Here is a 15707-nt window from a genome sequence, read left to right on the forward strand (position 1 = left end):
CAGAGATGGTTCATTCCGACGAAGACCTCTCGAACCGGCACAATGTCGTCGGCGAACGCCGGCAGCTTGTTGTGGTCTTCGTCGATCTGGCCGGATCGACCGATCTGAGCGGCCGGATCGACACCGAGGATTACGCCGCGCTGATCCTTGCCTATCAGGAAACCGGACGGCGCATTTTCACAGACTATGGCGGACGGGTCGCCAAGTATCTGGGCGATGGCCTGTTGCTGTATTTCGGCTATCCGCAGGCGCGGGAAAACGACGCTGAGCGCGCTGTGCGGGCCGCGCTGGACCTATTGAACGCGATGAAACAGCCCCTTCCCGGTACGGACCCGGACGCTCCACGCCTGCAGGCCCGCATCGGGGTGCATACCGGCGAGGTGGTGGTGGGTGAAAGCGAACAGGGCGGGCGCGATGTTCTGTTTGGTGAAACAGTGAACATTGCCGCCCGGATCGAGGCGAAGGCCCGTCCAGGAACAGTATTGGTCAGCGATCCGGTGATGTCGCTGCTCAAACAGAAGTTCGTATCGCAACCTCTGGGTCCGGTTGACCTGAAAGGCGTCGCCCGCCCGTTGCCTCTGCACCGCGTATTGCGCCCTGCCGCTGCCAATGCCAGGTCTGGAAGCATCACAGGCTCGACCCTGCTGCTGGGGCGCGAGGCGGTGCTGGGTCAATTGCGCGAACTCTGGCAAAAGGCTACCGAACACGGGCCGGTCGCGGCAACGGTGAAAGGCAATCCGGGGATTGGCAAAACCAGCCTGCTGCGTGCCTTCCGGGCCCAATTGGCCGAAACCCCCCATATCTGGCTTGGGGTACAGTGTGACGCGCTGTCGTCAAGCGCGCCGCTTGCACCCTTCATCGGGCTGATCCAGCAAAGCCTTGGTATCACTCCGGGCATGGAGGACGACGAGGCGCTCAACCGTCTCAGACAGGGTGTGACGCAACAAGACAATGCACCGGACGAGACCGTGCCGCTGATTGCCCGGTTGCTTGGTATCCATACCTCCGACACGGCCGCGTTGGAAAATTCCAGCCCGGAAACCCTGCGCCACCGGACACTTCTGACCCTCGGGCACTGGCTTGCACGACTTGCCGTTGATCGCCCTGTCGTGCTGGTCTGCGAAGACCTTCACTGGTGTGACGCCACCAGCCTGGAACTTCTGGAGATGCTGCTCGACTGGCCTCAGCCGCTGCCGGTTTTCTGCCTTGTGGCGCAGCGCGATGATGGCAGTCCGGGGCTGCCCGCAAAACGGTCCGAAGTGATCGCGCTTGCAGCGTTGGATCACGACCAGGCGACGCAGTTGGCGCAACGGGCCGCAGCCCCCGCGGACCTGTCGGATGCGGTACTGGAAGATATCCTGACACGCGGCGCAGGCAACCCCCTGTATATCGAAGAACTGGCCCGCTTTGCCGGGGAAAACCAGACCGGACACCGCCAAAGCCGCGCGGTTCCGCCAACCCTGAACAGCCTGATCATGGAGCGGCTGGACGCTCTGTCGCCCGAGTCGAAAAAGACCGCTCAGGTCGCCGCCGTTCTGGGCGAGGATCTGGATATGTCGATCCTGTCCCAGGTCGCCCAGCGCGATGAGGTCGAGATATCCGGAACGGTCGGGGATTTGCTGGAGGCCGATATTCTGCGTCCGCGTTCGGGCACCAATGACGGCTACATGTTCCGCCACGCGCTGACGCAGGACGCGGTCTATGCCACGCTTCTGCGGGCCGAGCGGACCGATCTGCATGCCCGCGCCGCTGTGTGCCTTCAGGACGGGACGGCGGAACAGCCCGACAAGATCGCCCATCACCTGCATGCTGCCCGGCATTTTACCGATGCCGCCATCTGGTACCGCGACGCCGGGCTGCGCGCGGTCAAGCAAGCTGCGGTCGAGGATGCAACGGTGCTGTATCGCCGTGCTTTGGCCTCGCTGGAGCAGACCGAGGAAAACCGCCAGCGGGACGAGATCGAGCTGTCCATCCAGATCCCGCTGGAAAACGCGATCATGGGCGTGCGGGGCTTTGCCTCACCCGAAATCAAACCGGTGCTGGATCGCGCGTTGGAACTGGCCGAACGTCTTGACGACGCGGATGAGACCTCATCGGCGCTGAACGGGCTGGCCGCGCATTTTCTGGACAAGGGAGACTGCGCTAAGGGCATAGAATATGCCGACCGCATTCTGGCTGTGCCCGGCGCGACCGCAAACCGGATCGGCATGTTGCGCGCCCATACCACGCTTGCCTTTCTGCGGTTTCAACTGGGCGAAGGTGAGATTGCCGTTGAACATGCGGAAGAGGCGATCCGTCTCTACCGCCCCGAGGATTACGCCGAGGTTACTTATGGGATTGGCACCGATCAGGGCGTTCTGGCCTATGGGGTCAGCGCGGTCGCCCATTGGTGGTGCGGCGCGCCCGATACGGCGCTGAAACGTGCCGAGGCGGGGTTGGCGCTGGCCGAGGGGTTGAACTCGGCGCTCAGCTTGGCCGCCGCACGGGCCTTTCTGATCATCACCCTGCATTGCCGCCGGGACAGTGACCGCGCCTATGCTCTGGCCACCGAGACCTATGAGACATGCGCCCAGCTTGGCATCCCGCTTTGGGGCGGGTTAAGCCAGTTGTTCCGGGCCGGACAACCCATCGACCCGCCGGACAAGCGTTGTCAGGAGGTTGATGCCGGTCTGGCCTTGCTGGCGAAAACCGGCAGTCAGACAGGCTCGGGCATGGGGTTTGCGATCATGGCTGACACACGGCTGGCCAATGACGATCCGGATACGGCGCTGGCGATCGTTGACACCGGGCTGCAACTGTCGGGGATGTTGAACCAGCCGGTTTGGAACCCGGACCTGATGCGGTTGAAAGCACAGGTGCTGGCTGTTCTGGACCGACAAGATGAGGCCGAGGCGCTGCTGCGCACCGCAATTGACGAAGCCGGGGCTGCCGGATCGGTTTCGCTGGCCCTGCGCTGTGCGCGGGTGCTGTCTGATATGCTAAACGGCACCGCGCGCGAAGCCGAAGGCGCGCAGTTGGTTGCCGATTGGGCCGGTCGGCTGGAGCCCGGCGCAGCCGCTTCAGACCCGGCCTGACGACACTGAATTTTAACCAGAGGACCATTTCATGACAGACCATATCGTTTTCTGCTCGGGCCCGATGTTCAGCGTCGGTGATCTTTGGGAGCAATATAACATCGCCGCCGTGCTCGAGGCCGGAGGGTTCGGCACCTATCTCGCCCCGCGCGACGGCGTCGAGATCGCCAAGATGATGGATATGTTGCAGGACCCTCAGGTCTGGTCACAAAAGGGCCAGGAGATGCTGTATATCATCCTCAAGGTCGGCTACGCGCAGGATATCTACCAATTGCTCGGGCGCTGTTCGAGCCTTGTGTTCAACATGGATGGCCGGGTGCCCGATGGCGGCAGTATTGTCGAGGTGACAACAGCCTACGCCGCTGGAATGCCCCTTGTGATCTACAAGACGACACCGGTGACGCTGTTTGGTGGGGTCGATAACCCGATGATTCAGGGGCTTTCGACCAATTGGGACTATGTGCATGACACCGCATCCATCGTGCCCGCCCTGCTCAAACGGATCGAAGCTCAGTCGCAGAACGGCTATGTCTACACCCCGCCCCCGAATGTCAGCCTTGTGATGGAGGTTGGGGCGATGACGGCAGACCCCAGTTCGGACCTTCACAAGCGGCTCGACGCGATTTCGAATGCGCCAAACGAGAAGGCCGCGCTGGAAGCGGGTGAGGAACTGATCGACTGGGCGAAAAGCAACAAGGCTTATCAGGCTGCATTTGGCGGGTCGGCACCCACGTAAGCCCTGTTGGATTGGTGGGGTTGAAACGAATTCAGTGACACTCGCCTTGATTTCGACACCTCGTTCCCGGATCTCATCCAACACACGCTGATAGCGCCAAGCTGCATCACGGGCCGCTCCTCACTCGGGCATGCCGAATGGTCGGTGCGCGTGGTCTTGCAAACCGCGCCCATTTGTATACCATTGGATACAATTGACCCAATGACATCGGGCCTGAAATTTGTCCGTCCAAGCCACATCACCAAGCCGCCCCGTTAGGCGGGCCATTACCTTCGGCCTTGCCGGGCTGGGAACGGTCGTATTCTGGATGCTGGGCCTGCCACTGCCCTTTCTGTTCGGCCCCATGACCGCCTGCCTGATTGCGGCACTGGCGCATGCGCCGATGGAGGGGTTCGGGCAGATCTCGGTCGCGGCGCGCACTATCCTGGGCGTGGCGGTGGGGGCTTCGATCACGCCTGATCTGTTTGGCCAACTGCCGAAAATGGCAGCGTCGATTGCTCTGATCCCACCCTTCATCCTGTTGATCGCTTTGGTCGGGGTGCCGTTCTTTCGCAAGGTCTGGGGCTTTGACGACAAAACGGCCTTTTACGCCGCGATGCCTGGCGGGTTGCAAGACATGATCATCTTCGGCACCGAGGCCGGTGCCAATCCGCGCGCCCTGTCCCTGATCCATGGCACGCGCGTGCTGATCATCGTGACGCTCGCCCCGTTGCTCCTGACCCTGTTCTACGACGCTGACCTGACCAACCCCATTGGCGAACCCGCCCGCGACCTGCCTTTGCACGAACTGGCGCTGATGGTCGTCGCCGCCATTGTCGGCTGGAAAGGCGGTGAGCGGATCGGCCTGTTCGGAGCGTCCATTCTGGGCCCAATGATCCTGACTGCGGCCTTGTCACTGGGCGATTTCATCCACACCCGCCCACCGCGCGAGGCGATCCTTGTCGCGCAATTCTTTATCGGCTGCACCATCGGCGTGAAATTCGTCGGCGTCACATGGGTCGAGCTGCGCAAAGTTGTGGCGGCGGGCTGCGCCTATGTTGTTGTGCTGGCCGTACTTGCAGCAGCCTTCACGGCCCTTGTGACCACGTTGGGTTTTGGACAACCGATCGAGGCCTTCCTCGCCTATGCCCCCGGCGGGCAGGCTGAAATGACGGTCTTGGCCATCGTCTCGGGCGCGGATCTCGGGTTTGTCATTACCCACCACCTGACACGGATCGTTCTGGTGATCATCGGCGCGCCCATCGCGGCCAGTCTTCTGGTGCGCTGGTCCGGCTCTCGGGATTAGAGGTGTTTCGCAGTTTGATTTGGGTTCAATTCCTGCCGGGTTGCAATCCGACGCTGCGTGCTTTGCTGGCACCGGTGGACAGGGCTTTGGCCTTATGAGACTGTGCTGCCGATGGTGTCCGACGCTCTGAGTCGGCTGAAAAGGGAATGCGGTGCGGGCAAACGCCCAAAGCCGCAACTGCCCCCGCAACTGTAAGCGGCGAGCGACCCCCGACAGACCACTGGATGACCCCGCTTGGGTTGTCCGGGAAGGACGGGGACAGCGATGAACCGCAAGTCAGGAGACCTGCCATCTCCGGCGCATATGTGCCGCAGTCACCTTAACTCGGGCGGGGTGCCCGTGGACGGAGCGACAAGAGATGGACCGCACTGGCCAGACATCACTGTTGATGCCCCACACAAGCCGCCCAAAAGCGCGGAGGGCGGCGTTATGCTTGACCTGACCATTTCCCAACTGGATACCGGCCACGTGCCACCGCAGCGCGCGCAAGAACTGGGGCAGATGGGCTATATGCAATGGCTGGGTGGCCTGCCCGGTTCCGCGAACTACCACGCGCAGGCGCGGATTGCTTTGGCCAAGGCCAAACCGTTTGCCGAGACCTCACCCGCCATCGCTGTGTTCTGCGACCTGCTGGCCCGATCCATGCAGATGCCCCTGGAACCATTGTTCCTGGCCCTGCCCGCAAAACAGCGCCGAGGGGGCCATCGCGCGCGCCGAGCCGCCTTGTAACCTCATGCGGGCAATTCAGCTTGTGCCATCGCCCGCATTTTGGACGATTTTGGCCGGGCAATGCTTTGGCTGCTTATTGGTGATTCGGTTGGATTTGCGCGCCGAACAAGACACATTATGATGCAAGCTCATAATTTTGTCGAATAACAATCATTTCACCTCATAATGTCAACGCGCTATACCTTCGGCCAACACAGCCGATTGGATACCGCGAATGCTTGACTTTACCTTGCCCGACACACCCGCGCTCGCGACGCTGCGCGCATTGGCTGCCCAGCGCATCCTGATCCTTGACGGGGCCATGGGCACAATGATCCAGGCGCTGAACATGACCGAAGAGGATTTTACCGCCAACGGTCACATCCATGGCCCCGGTTGTCGGCATCATTATCACCCGGACCTTCCGCAACAGGGCAACAACGACCTGTTGGTGCTGACCCAGCCGCAGGCAGTTGAGGACATTCAATACGAGTTCGCAATGGCCGGGGCGGATATCCTTGAAACCAACACTTTTTCCTCAACCACCATCGCGCAAGCCGATTACGGGCTGGAGGCTGCGGTGCATGATCTGAACGTCGCAGGCGCGCAGGTGGCGCGGCGCGCGGCGGACCGGGCCACGGCTGAGGACGGCAAACCCCGGTTTGTGGCCGGGGCTGTGGGCCCGACGAACCGGACGGCCTCGATCAGCCCGGATGTGAACGATCCCGGATACCGCGCCGTCAGTTTCGATGATCTGCGCATAGCCTATGGCCAGCAGATCGACGGGCTGATCGAAGGAGGCTCTGACCTGATCCTGATCGAGACGATCTTTGACACGCTGAACGCCAAGGCGGCGATTTTCGCGGCCTTCGAGAGCTTCGCCAAGGCCGGACGCTGCCTGCCGCTGATGATCTCGGGCACGATCACCGATGCCTCGGGCCGGACGCTTTCTGGCCAGACACCCACCGCCTTCTGGCACTCGGTCGCCCATGCGCGCCCTTTCACCGTCGGGCTGAACTGCGCCCTTGGCGCTGCATCCATGCGCCCGCATATGGCCGAGATTTCGGGCGTGGCGACCGCCCTGACCTGCGCCTACCCCAACGCGGGCCTGCCGAATGAGTTCGGCCAGTATGACGAAACACCGAACCAGACCGCCGCTCAGGTCGAAGAGTTTGCCCGCGATGGCATCGTCAACGTGGTCGGCGGTTGCTGCGGCACCACGCCCGACCATATCCGCGCGATCGCCGAAGCGGTTGCGCCCTTTGCCCCCAGAAAGGTACCCGCATGACCCGTCATCTGCGCCTCTCGGGGCTGGAGCCTTTTGTCCTGACGCCAGACATCCCCTTTGTGAATGTGGGTGAGCGGACCAACGTCACCGGCTCGGCCCGGTTTCGCAAATTGATCGTGAACCGCGACTATGCCGCCGCGCTGGACGTTGCGCGGGATCAAGTGGAAAACGGCGCTCAGATCATCGACATCAACATGGATGAAGGGCTGATCGACAGCAAACAGGCGATGGTCGAATACCTGAACCTTGTCGCGTCCGAGCCCGATATCGCCCGCGTGCCAATCATGATCGACAGCTCGAAATGGGAGGTGATCGAGGCCGGGCTGCAATGCGTGCAGGGCAAGCCGGTGGTGAACTCGATCAGCCTGAAAGAGGGAGAAGAGGCGTTTCGCCATCACGCGGGTCTGTGTCTGGCCTATGGTGCCGCCGTGGTGGTCATGGCCTTTGACGAGGCCGGTCAGGCCGATACGTTCGAACGCAAGACCGAGATTTGCGCCCGCGCTTATCGCATTCTGGTCGAGGATATGGGGTTCCCACCCGAAGACATCATCTTTGACCCCAACATCTTTGCCGTCGCCACCGGGATCGAAGACCACGACAATTACGGCGTGGATTTCATCGAGGCGACCCGCTGGATAAGGCAGAACCTGCCCCATGCACATGTGTCGGGCGGCGTGTCGAACCTGTCTTTCAGCTTTCGCGGCAACGATCCGGTGCGCGAGGCGATGCATGCGGTGTTCCTGTATCATGCCATTCAGGCCGGGATGGATATGGGCATCGTCAACGCGGGCCAGTTGGCCGTTTATGACCAGATCGACCCAGACCTGCGCGAAGCGTGCGAGGATGTGGTCCTGAACCGCCAGCCGAAATCCGGCGGCACCGCGACCGAGAACCTGCTGGACATCGCCGAACATTTCCGTGGCGACAAGCGCGAGGAGAAAACCCGCGACCTGGCCTGGCGCGACTGGCCGGTCGAGAAACGGCTGGAGCATGCGCTGGTCAACGGCATCACCGAGTTCATCGAAGAAGACACCGAGGCCGCGCGCGCCGATGCGGAACGGCCTTTGCATGTCATCGAGGGCCCTCTGATGGCCGGGATGAACGTGGTCGGCGATCTGTTCGGCGCGGGCAAGATGTTCCTGCCGCAAGTGGTGAAATCGGCCCGCGTGATGAAGCAGGCCGTGGCCGTGTTGCTGCCCTATATGGAGGAAGAAAAGCGCCGGAATGGCGGTGAGGGCCGGCAATCTGCGGGCAAGGTGCTGATGGCGACCGTGAAGGGGGACGTGCACGATATCGGCAAGAATATCGTCGGCGTGGTTCTGGCCTGCAACAATTATGAGATCGTGGATCTGGGCGTCATGGTCCCGCCGCAGAAGATCCTGCAAGTCGCGCGCGAGGAAAATGTGGACATTATCGGCCTGTCCGGGCTGATCACGCCGTCGCTGGACGAGATGGTGCATCTGGCCTCGGAGATGGAGCGCGAAGCGTTCGATATTCCGCTGCTGATCGGCGGCGCAACCACGTCGCGGGTGCACACAGCGGTCAAGATCGCGCCGCGTTACACGCATGGGCAGGCGGTCTATGTCACCGATGCCAGCCGCGCTGTCGGGGTTGTCGGCGCATTGCTGAGCCCGACGCAGAAGCCCGATTATGTCGCCGGGATTCAGGCCGAATATGCGGATGTGGCCGACAAGCACGAGCGCGGCGAACGCGCCAAGAACCGCCTGCTTTTGGCCAAGGCGCGGGCGAATGCGCTGAAGCTGGATTGGGATGATTACGAGCCCATTGCTCCGTCCTTCACCGGCGCGCGCGTGCTGCCCGATTGGGATCTGGCCGAAATTGCGCGCTATATCGACTGGACGCCCTTCTTCCAGACCTGGGAAATGCGCGGTGTCTATCCCGGAATTCTTGAAGATGAAAAACAGGGCGCGGCGGCGCGGGCGCTTTTTGCCGATGCGCAGGCAATGCTGGAACAGATTATCGCAGAGCGCTGGTTCACACCCCGAGGGGTTGTTGGATTTTGGCCTGCCAACACGGTCGGCGATGACATCCGGCTGTATACCGGCCCGGATCGCGCTGAAACTCTGGCCGCCCTGCACACGCTGCGCCAGCAGACCGTAAAACGCGGTGATCGACCGAATGTCGCGTTGTCGGATTTTGTCGCCCCGGAAGGCCATAGTGCGGACCATGTCGGCGGGTTTGTCGTCACGGCGGGACCGGAGGACTCTGACATTGCCGAGCGGCTGGACAAGGTCAACGACAATTACGGCGCGATCCTCGTCAAGGCTCTGGCCGATCGGATCGCCGAAGCCATGGCCGAGATGCTGCATGAAAGGGTCCGGCGTGAATTTTGGGGTTACGCAAAGGGTGAAGACTTCGACCCACAGGCCCTGATCAGCGAACCTTATGCCGGTATCCGCCCCGCGCCGGGCTATCCGGCCCAGCCCGATCACACCGAAAAACGCACGCTGTTCAGCCTGCTGGACGCCGAGGCCGCGACCGGAGTGGCGCTGACCGAAAGCATGGCGATGTGGCCCGGCTCATCTGTCTCCGGGCTCTATATCGGGCACCCGGACAGCTACTATTTTGGTGTTGGCAAAGTGGAACGCGATCAGGTCGAGGACTACGCCCAGAGAAAACGAATGACCGTGGAAGAGGCCGAACGCTGGCTGGCCCCGGTGCTCAACTACGTCCCGGCCAAGGCATCGCGCAAGGCAGCCGCGTAAGTCGATATGTTGTCAGTCAATCGCCGGGCTATGAGGTCAGCAAACCCGACAGTTTGCGCGCACCGTCCTGTAGCAAGGCAAGAAATTGCTTCAAACTGTTCAGATCATGGCGCTGCGTCGGCGCATGAACGGACAGAGTGGCGGCCAGCCTGTTGTTCTTGTCTATGACCGGGACCGCGATGGCCGTCATACCGGGCATGAACTCCTCATCATCTGTCGAAAACCCGTTCTGCGCGACGCGGGTTATCTCGGCCCGCAAGGCCTGGGGCTTCGTTATCGTGCGATCGGTATTCGGGCTAAGATTACCTGCGGAAAGAAACCCATCCAAAGTGCTCGGACGCAGGGTCGACAGATACATCTTGCCACTGGCGGTGCAGTGAAACGGGACTTGTGTTCCGATCGGCAACTGAATTCTCAGCGGCCATTTCGTCTCGACCCGGTCCAGATAGATCATACCCTCGCGATCCGGGATCGCCAGATTGCAGGTTTCACCGATTTCATCCGCGACGCCGCGAATAATGGCCAAACGGGCTGTGCGAAGATGTTCGGACGACACTGTATTCAGCGACAGCTGCCGCAAGCGCGGACCGGGACCATAAGACCGACCATCCAGATCACGCTGAAGAAACCCCTCGGCCTCGGCTGTTTGCAGCAGGCGATGTATCGTCGGCTTTGCCAGACCCAATGCGTCGATCAGGTCCGAGGGTTTGACGGCGACCCCGCGCCGTGCCACCTCTTCCAGGATCAGCAGCAGGCGCAGGTTCGTGGGAATCTGGGTGTCTTTGTCTTTTGTGTCCGCTTCGGTCATCCCGCAACAGTCTAGTTATTTGGCAGCAGGATCAACGCCAGATCGGGCACCAGCGAAACCAGAATCCAGACCGACAGCAGTGCTACCAGATAGGGAACTGTATAGCGCAGAAGCCGGAAATAGGGCACGCCAGTCACGCCCGACGCCACATACAGGTTCAACCCGTACGGAGGCGTAATGAACCCGATGGACGCGCCGACCAGAAAGATCACCGAGAAGTGGATCGGGTCAATCCCGACCGAGGCTGCAATCGGCGCAAGGATTGGCGCAAGGATGATGGTCACCGGCAGGCTTTCCAGCACCATGCCCGAGAAGAAGACAATCACCATCGAGGTAAACAGCACCGCATGGTAGCCGCCCATCGAGGTCACGAAATTCCCGATGGTTTCCTGCGCCCCCAGCAGGGACAGGATTTGCTGCATCACCACTGAAATCGCGATCAGCGGCGCAAGGATGCCGGTGATCTGGGCTGAGCGGATCACAATTGACGGAATTTCCGGGATCGTGAAGCCTTCGACCACGAACATCTCGGCAAAGGTCTTTTCGGTGGGTGTAATGTCATTCCGCGCGCCCATGATGCGGTTGATCGGATAGCTGACCAGACCCGCGATGACACAGAAGCCCACGGTCACCCCCGCCGCCTCGGTGGGTGAGAATTTGCCCGTATAGATGCCCCACAGCACAAGCCCGATGGCGAAGAACCCAAGCCAGGCGCCGAACGCGGTTTTCAGAACGCGGTTCAGTTGTAGCGGGATCAGGTGGCCCCAGCCATTCATGCGGCAGATGATCCAGCAGGCAAACTGCATGCCAAAGACCATCAGCGCGCCGGGCAGGATACCGGCCACGAACAGCTCAGAGATCGGCAGGTTCATCAGGAACCCGTAGACGATGAAGATAATCGACGGAGGGATGATGATCCCCACCGTCCCGCCCGCCGCAGCGGTTGCCGCGCTGAACCGTTCGTCATAGCCGCCCTTGACCATCTCGGGGTGCAGCATCGAGCCGATGGTTGCTGTCGTCGCCGAGTTCGACCCCGAGATCGCCGCGAACAGCCCGCAAGCCCCCAGCGAGGCCATCGCCAGCCCGCCGCGTATCCAGCCCAGACAGGCATAGGCAAAATCGCTGAGCCTGCGCGCAATGCCTGACTTGTTGATCAGGTCTCCGGTCAGGATAAACAGAGGCATTGCCAGAAGGGCGAACCCCTTGTTGAAGACGTTCAGCAGTTCGGCCCCCATATTGTCCAGCGTCAGGCCAAGGACAAATGAACAGCCGATGACCCAATAGCCGATGACCAGCAGCACCGGCACACCCAGCATGAACAGGAAGGTGACCCCAAGCGAGATCAGTGTGACCATGGTTCCATCTGTCATCAGTCTGCTCCGATCACGGCCTGCTTGATCAGCGGCTCGCCTGTTTTCCAGTTGCGCAGATCGTCGGCGAGGTTCTGAAACACCCGCCCGACCATCAGAAAGAACGACAGCGGCGCGGCCAGAAGGAACCACCACTGCATGATGTTGTCGGTGCCCAACACGATCTGGAAATTCGAGGCTGACAAGGCCACCAACCGCGTTGTGGTCACGATGACGATCACCGCAAAGATGAACCACAGGACTGCATCCAGGATCAGACAGGCCAGTTGCCCTCCGCGCGGCATGGCCGTGCGAAACTCGCTAAAGCTCAGATGCGTGCGCAGGCGGACGTTGTAGGAGGCTCCGAACCAGGCCATCACCATAAACAGCAGCGGAGGGATCGTGGTCGACCACGGCTCTTGATCGTTGAACACGAACCTGTCGATCACACCCCAAAAGATGATCAGGGCAATCGCGAGGTAGGAATAGACCATCACAGACCGTTCGAAATGACGTTCGACAAAGGGAACTGCCCGATAGATCAGCATGATCACGAACCCGCCGATGGCCGAGGCGACCGCACCCAAAACCCAAGCCGCGTCGGATTCCAGTGCGGATTGAATCTCGAACGAATCCTGGCTGAGAAAAGCGCTGAAAATCGCGCCGATATCTGCCCAAAACGACATGTACCCCGTCCTCCCAGTCGGTGTGTTTTTTGGAACCGGCCCGCGTGGGGCCGGTTCGCATCAGCTTATCAGGCCTGGCCCATCCACCAGCGGCGCGGCTCGACATTCTCGGGCAGCATATCTGCCGGGATCTCGCGCGCGATGTCATAGATCTCCTGATAGGTGTCGATACCACCCGCCCATTTGTTCAGACGCTCACGCCACTGCGCCCACGGCTCGGGGTTGAAGTTGGGGGCGCACATCTCTTCGGCCAGTTTGATCTGATCATCCGGCAGGAAGGCCGCGCGCACGCCGTTTTCGGCAAAGATCGTGCCCGGCAGTTGCGGGTCCGAGAAGCCAACGGTGTTCAACAGCGCCGCCTCGTTTGCGCCCTGAATCAGTGCCTGAGTGAAGTATGAGGACTCCATCACGGCATCCTGCAACTCACCGCCAAGGCTATCGAAGACCTTGGCCGACATCGAGGTATGCTCGGTCCCGCAGAAGAACTTCAGGTTCACCGACTGCGATACCACTGGTGCCATGTTGGCATAAGCCACAGCCGAGGCCCATGTTTCGGCCCCATCGATCAGACCGGTTTTCAGCGCGTCCAGCGTTTCTTCCCACGCCACCGGAACCGGGTTCAGATTCAAAAGCTGCATGGCGATCCGGCCCAGCTGAGTGCCCGTCACGCGGTTCTTGGTGCCGAACAGTTCCTCCAACTTGGTGACAGTTGGCTTGTCGGCAAAGGTTGATCCCATTTGCAGACCGCGCAACTCGCAATGGGTGAACAGGAACTTCAGCCCGTGCCGTTTTTCCAGCGGGTCGCGCAGGATGCGCTGACTGGCGGGGCTATAGAAGAAGTGATACTGCGCCGCGCGGCTGGGGAACATATAGGCATAGTCCAGCACGTTCAGATAAGGCGCGCCACCGGCCGAGTTCTGGGTCGAAGCCGCATAGATATCGACAATGCCCTGCTGGGTTTTCTCGACACAGCTTAGCTGACCGCAGATCTGGTTGTCGCCGATGAACTCGATGCGAATCTCACCATCTGTGCGTTCTTCAAGGTCACGGGCGAATTCGATGGCCCCGGCGCGCTCGATCAGAAGGTTGCGGGTATTGAAGCCCGACGCACCAAATTTCAGCGTATGCTTCGGCTCTTTCGAGAAGCGTTTTTCGTAATTCGATTCAGCGGCCTGCGCCAAATTCGCCAGACTCATCGCGCCGCCGAACCCGCCTGCCGCAAGCAGCGTCGAGCTCATGCCATAGCGTCCGGCCACGCGGAAGAAATCCCGCCGTGAAATCCCGCTTAGTTTCTTACCGATCTCCATTGCTTACCTCCCTGATCGCAATTATTGAGACGTTTTGTATCAAAAAATGCTAGTATAATTCCTGCATCTTGCATAGAGTTTTTTTCAACGACGTTGGAAGGAGGCGATCATGGAAGTGGATTATGCGATTGTCGGAGCAGGGTCTTCGGGCTGTGTCATCGCCAATCGGCTCAGCGCCGATCCCAATACCAAGGTCGCCCTTTTGGAAGCCGGTGGGCCGGATACCAACCCGTGGATTCACATCCCGGTCGGCTATTTCAAAACCATGCACAACCCGTCGGTCGATTGGTGCTATCGAACCGAACCCGACCCCGGGCTGAACGGTAGAAGCATTGATTGGCCGCGCGGGAAAGTGCTGGGCGGATCATCCTCGCTAAACGGGCTATTGTATGTGCGCGGACAGAAAGAGGATTATGACCGCTGGCGCCAGATGGGGAATATCGGCTGGGGCTGGGACGACGTGCTGCCCCTGTTCAAACGTTGCGAGGATCAGGAACGGGGCGAGGATGAATTCCACGGTGTCGGCGGGCCCTTGTCCGTGTCGAACATGCGCATCCAACGCCCGATCTGCGACGCCTGGGTCGCGGCGGCGCAGGCTGCGGGCTATCCGTTCAACGCCGATTACAATGGGGCCGAACAAGAAGGGGTCGGCTATTTCCAACTGACAACACGCAATGGCCGACGGTGCAGCGCGGCTGTGGCCTACCTCAAACCTATCCGCAATCGCGACAACCTGAACATCATCACCCATGCCCTGGTGACAAAGATCGAACTGGACGGGAAACAGGCGACCGGAGTGGTCTATCAGGACCGGTCCGGCGAAACCAAGACGTTGAAGGTACGTCGCGAGATCATTCTGTCCGGCGGCGCGATCAACTCGCCACAAATCCTGATGTTGTCCGGGATCGGAGACCCTGATCACCTGAAAGCCAATGGCATTGAACCGACCCACGCCTTACCTGCTGTCGGCAAAGGGCTACAGGATCACCTGCAGGCCCGTCTGGTGTTCAAATGCAACGAACCCACGTTGAATGATGAGGTGCGCAGCCTGTTCAATCAGGCGCGCATCGCGCTGAAATATGCGCTGTTCCGCGCAGGTCCAATGACAATGGCGGCCAGCCTGGCGACCGGCTTCCTGAAAACCCGCCCGAATGTACAGACGCCGGATATTCAATTCCATGTTCAGCCATGGTCCGCCGACAGCCCCGGCGAAGGCGTACATCCGTTTTCCGCCTTCACCATGTCGGTCTGCCAGCTTCGCCCCGAAAGCCGGGGAGAGCTGCAATTGGATGGTCCCGACCCGTCCAAATACGTGAAGATCATCCCCAACTACCTTTCAACGGAAACCGATTGCCGAACCATCGTCGCCGGCGTGAACATCGCGCGCAAGATCGCCACCCACAACCCGCTGGCCTCGAAAATCTCCGAGGAATTCCGGCCAACATCGGACCTGTCTTGCGACGACTATGAAGGCACGTTGGATTGGGCACGGTCGAACTCGGTTTCGATCTATCACCCCACTGGAACCTGTGCGATGGGCACCTCGGAAAACGCGGTTGTGGATCCGGAACTGAAGGTGAAGGGGATCGATAACCTGCGCGTTGCCGATTGCTCGATCATGCCGGAAATCGTCAGCGGGAACACCAATGCGCCCGCGATCATGATTGGCGAGAAAGCAAGTGATCTGCTAATCGCGCGCAGTTGAACCAAGCGACAGTGCCAATCCGCGCCATTCACCTC

At 60.6% G+C, this 15707-nt stretch carries 11 protein-coding genes and 1 riboswitch; of the genes, 7 read left to right on the plus strand and 4 right to left on the minus strand.

Annotation, left to right across the window (positions count from 1 at the left end):
- Positions 1–5 precede the first annotated feature (5 nt).
- The 6 genes from ACR0E6_RS09885 to metH all read left to right on the plus strand — a co-directional run bounded on the left by ACR0E6_RS09885 (position 6) and on the right by metH (position 9817).
- On the plus strand, positions 6–3074 hold the full coding sequence (locus ACR0E6_RS09885; protein WP_480582713.1) for an ATP-binding protein: 3069 nt from the start codon (positions 6–8) through the stop codon (positions 3072–3074).
- A gap of 31 nt (positions 3075–3105) precedes the next feature.
- Positions 3106–3810 (plus strand): nucleoside 2-deoxyribosyltransferase, encoded by a 705-nt coding sequence (locus ACR0E6_RS09890; RefSeq protein WP_170452775.1) that lies wholly within the window; start codon positions 3106–3108, stop codon positions 3808–3810.
- A gap of 220 nt (positions 3811–4030) precedes the next feature.
- Positions 4031–5095 (plus strand): AbrB family transcriptional regulator, encoded by a 1065-nt coding sequence (locus ACR0E6_RS09895; protein WP_480582715.1) that lies wholly within the window; start codon positions 4031–4033, stop codon positions 5093–5095.
- Between the two features lie 95 nt (positions 5096–5190).
- Positions 5191–5402: riboswitch (cobalamin riboswitch) on the plus strand.
- A gap of 122 nt (positions 5403–5524) precedes the next feature.
- The gene (locus tag ACR0E6_RS09900) at positions 5525–5824 is read left to right on the plus strand and encodes a hypothetical protein (protein WP_170452778.1); all 300 of its coding nucleotides are present in this window, start codon (positions 5525–5527) and stop codon (positions 5822–5824) included.
- A gap of 214 nt (positions 5825–6038) precedes the next feature.
- The gene (locus ACR0E6_RS09905; protein ID WP_480582717.1) at positions 6039–7091 is read left to right on the plus strand and encodes a homocysteine S-methyltransferase family protein; all 1053 of its coding nucleotides are present in this window, start codon (positions 6039–6041) and stop codon (positions 7089–7091) included.
- Positions 7088–9817, plus strand: a complete 2730-nt coding sequence (gene metH, locus ACR0E6_RS09910) for a methionine synthase (RefSeq protein ID WP_480582720.1) — start codon at positions 7088–7090, stop codon at positions 9815–9817. The genes ACR0E6_RS09905 and metH overlap by 4 nt, the downstream gene beginning before the upstream one ends.
- A 28-nt stretch (positions 9818–9845) precedes the next feature.
- Here the strand turns inward: metH and ACR0E6_RS09915 are convergent, their stop codons facing one another.
- The 4 genes from ACR0E6_RS09915 to ACR0E6_RS09930 form a co-directional block, all read right to left on the minus strand.
- Complete coding sequence (locus ACR0E6_RS09915) at positions 9846–10625, minus strand: IclR family transcriptional regulator (RefSeq protein ID WP_170521590.1); 780 nt, start codon at positions 10623–10625, stop codon at positions 9846–9848.
- 11 nt (positions 10626–10636) lie between these two features.
- Positions 10637–11995, minus strand: coding sequence for a TRAP transporter large permease (locus tag ACR0E6_RS09920; protein WP_480582722.1), 1359 nt, complete (start codon positions 11993–11995; stop codon positions 10637–10639).
- A complete protein-coding gene (locus ACR0E6_RS09925) occupies positions 11995–12660 on the minus strand; it encodes a TRAP transporter small permease (protein WP_480582725.1) in 666 nt (221 codons plus the stop codon). The genes ACR0E6_RS09920 and ACR0E6_RS09925 overlap by 1 nt, the downstream gene beginning before the upstream one ends.
- A 68-nt stretch (positions 12661–12728) precedes the next feature.
- A complete protein-coding gene (locus ACR0E6_RS09930; protein WP_170521586.1) occupies positions 12729–13967 on the minus strand; it encodes a TRAP transporter substrate-binding protein in 1239 nt (412 codons plus the stop codon).
- A 109-nt stretch (positions 13968–14076) separates the two neighbouring features.
- Between ACR0E6_RS09930 and ACR0E6_RS09935 the strand changes: the two genes are divergently transcribed.
- On the plus strand, positions 14077–15672 hold the full coding sequence (locus tag ACR0E6_RS09935) for a GMC family oxidoreductase (protein ID WP_480582728.1): 1596 nt from the start codon (positions 14077–14079) through the stop codon (positions 15670–15672).
- The last annotated feature ends 35 nt before the right edge of the window (positions 15673–15707 follow it).

The sequence above is a fragment of the Ruegeria sp. AP12 genome (assembly GCF_056540025.1).

Excerpts from the sequence above, each read along its gene's own strand:
- ACR0E6_RS09885 (WP_480582713.1), top strand. The coding sequence starts at position 6 with ATGGTTCATTCCGACGAAGACCTCTCGAACCGGCACAATGTCGTCGGC.
- ACR0E6_RS09890 (WP_170452775.1), top strand. The coding sequence starts at position 3,106 with ATGACAGACCATATCGTTTTCTGCTCGGGCCCGATGTTCAGCGTCGGT.
- ACR0E6_RS09900 (WP_170452778.1), top strand. The coding sequence starts at position 5,525 with ATGCTTGACCTGACCATTTCCCAACTGGATACCGGCCACGTGCCACCG.
- ACR0E6_RS09905 (WP_480582717.1), top strand. The coding sequence starts at position 6,039 with ATGCTTGACTTTACCTTGCCCGACACACCCGCGCTCGCGACGCTGCGC.
- metH (WP_480582720.1), top strand. The coding sequence starts at position 7,088 with ATGACCCGTCATCTGCGCCTCTCGGGGCTGGAGCCTTTTGTCCTGACG.
- ACR0E6_RS09915 (WP_170521590.1), bottom strand. The coding sequence starts at position 10,625 with ATGACCGAAGCGGACACAAAAGACAAAGACACCCAGATTCCCACGAAC.
- ACR0E6_RS09920 (WP_480582722.1), bottom strand. The coding sequence starts at position 11,995 with ATGACAGATGGAACCATGGTCACACTGATCTCGCTTGGGGTCACCTTC.
- ACR0E6_RS09925 (WP_480582725.1), bottom strand. The coding sequence starts at position 12,660 with ATGTCGTTTTGGGCAGATATCGGCGCGATTTTCAGCGCTTTTCTCAGC.
- ACR0E6_RS09930 (WP_170521586.1), bottom strand. The coding sequence starts at position 13,967 with ATGGAGATCGGTAAGAAACTAAGCGGGATTTCACGGCGGGATTTCTTC.
- ACR0E6_RS09935 (WP_480582728.1), top strand. The coding sequence starts at position 14,077 with ATGGAAGTGGATTATGCGATTGTCGGAGCAGGGTCTTCGGGCTGTGTC.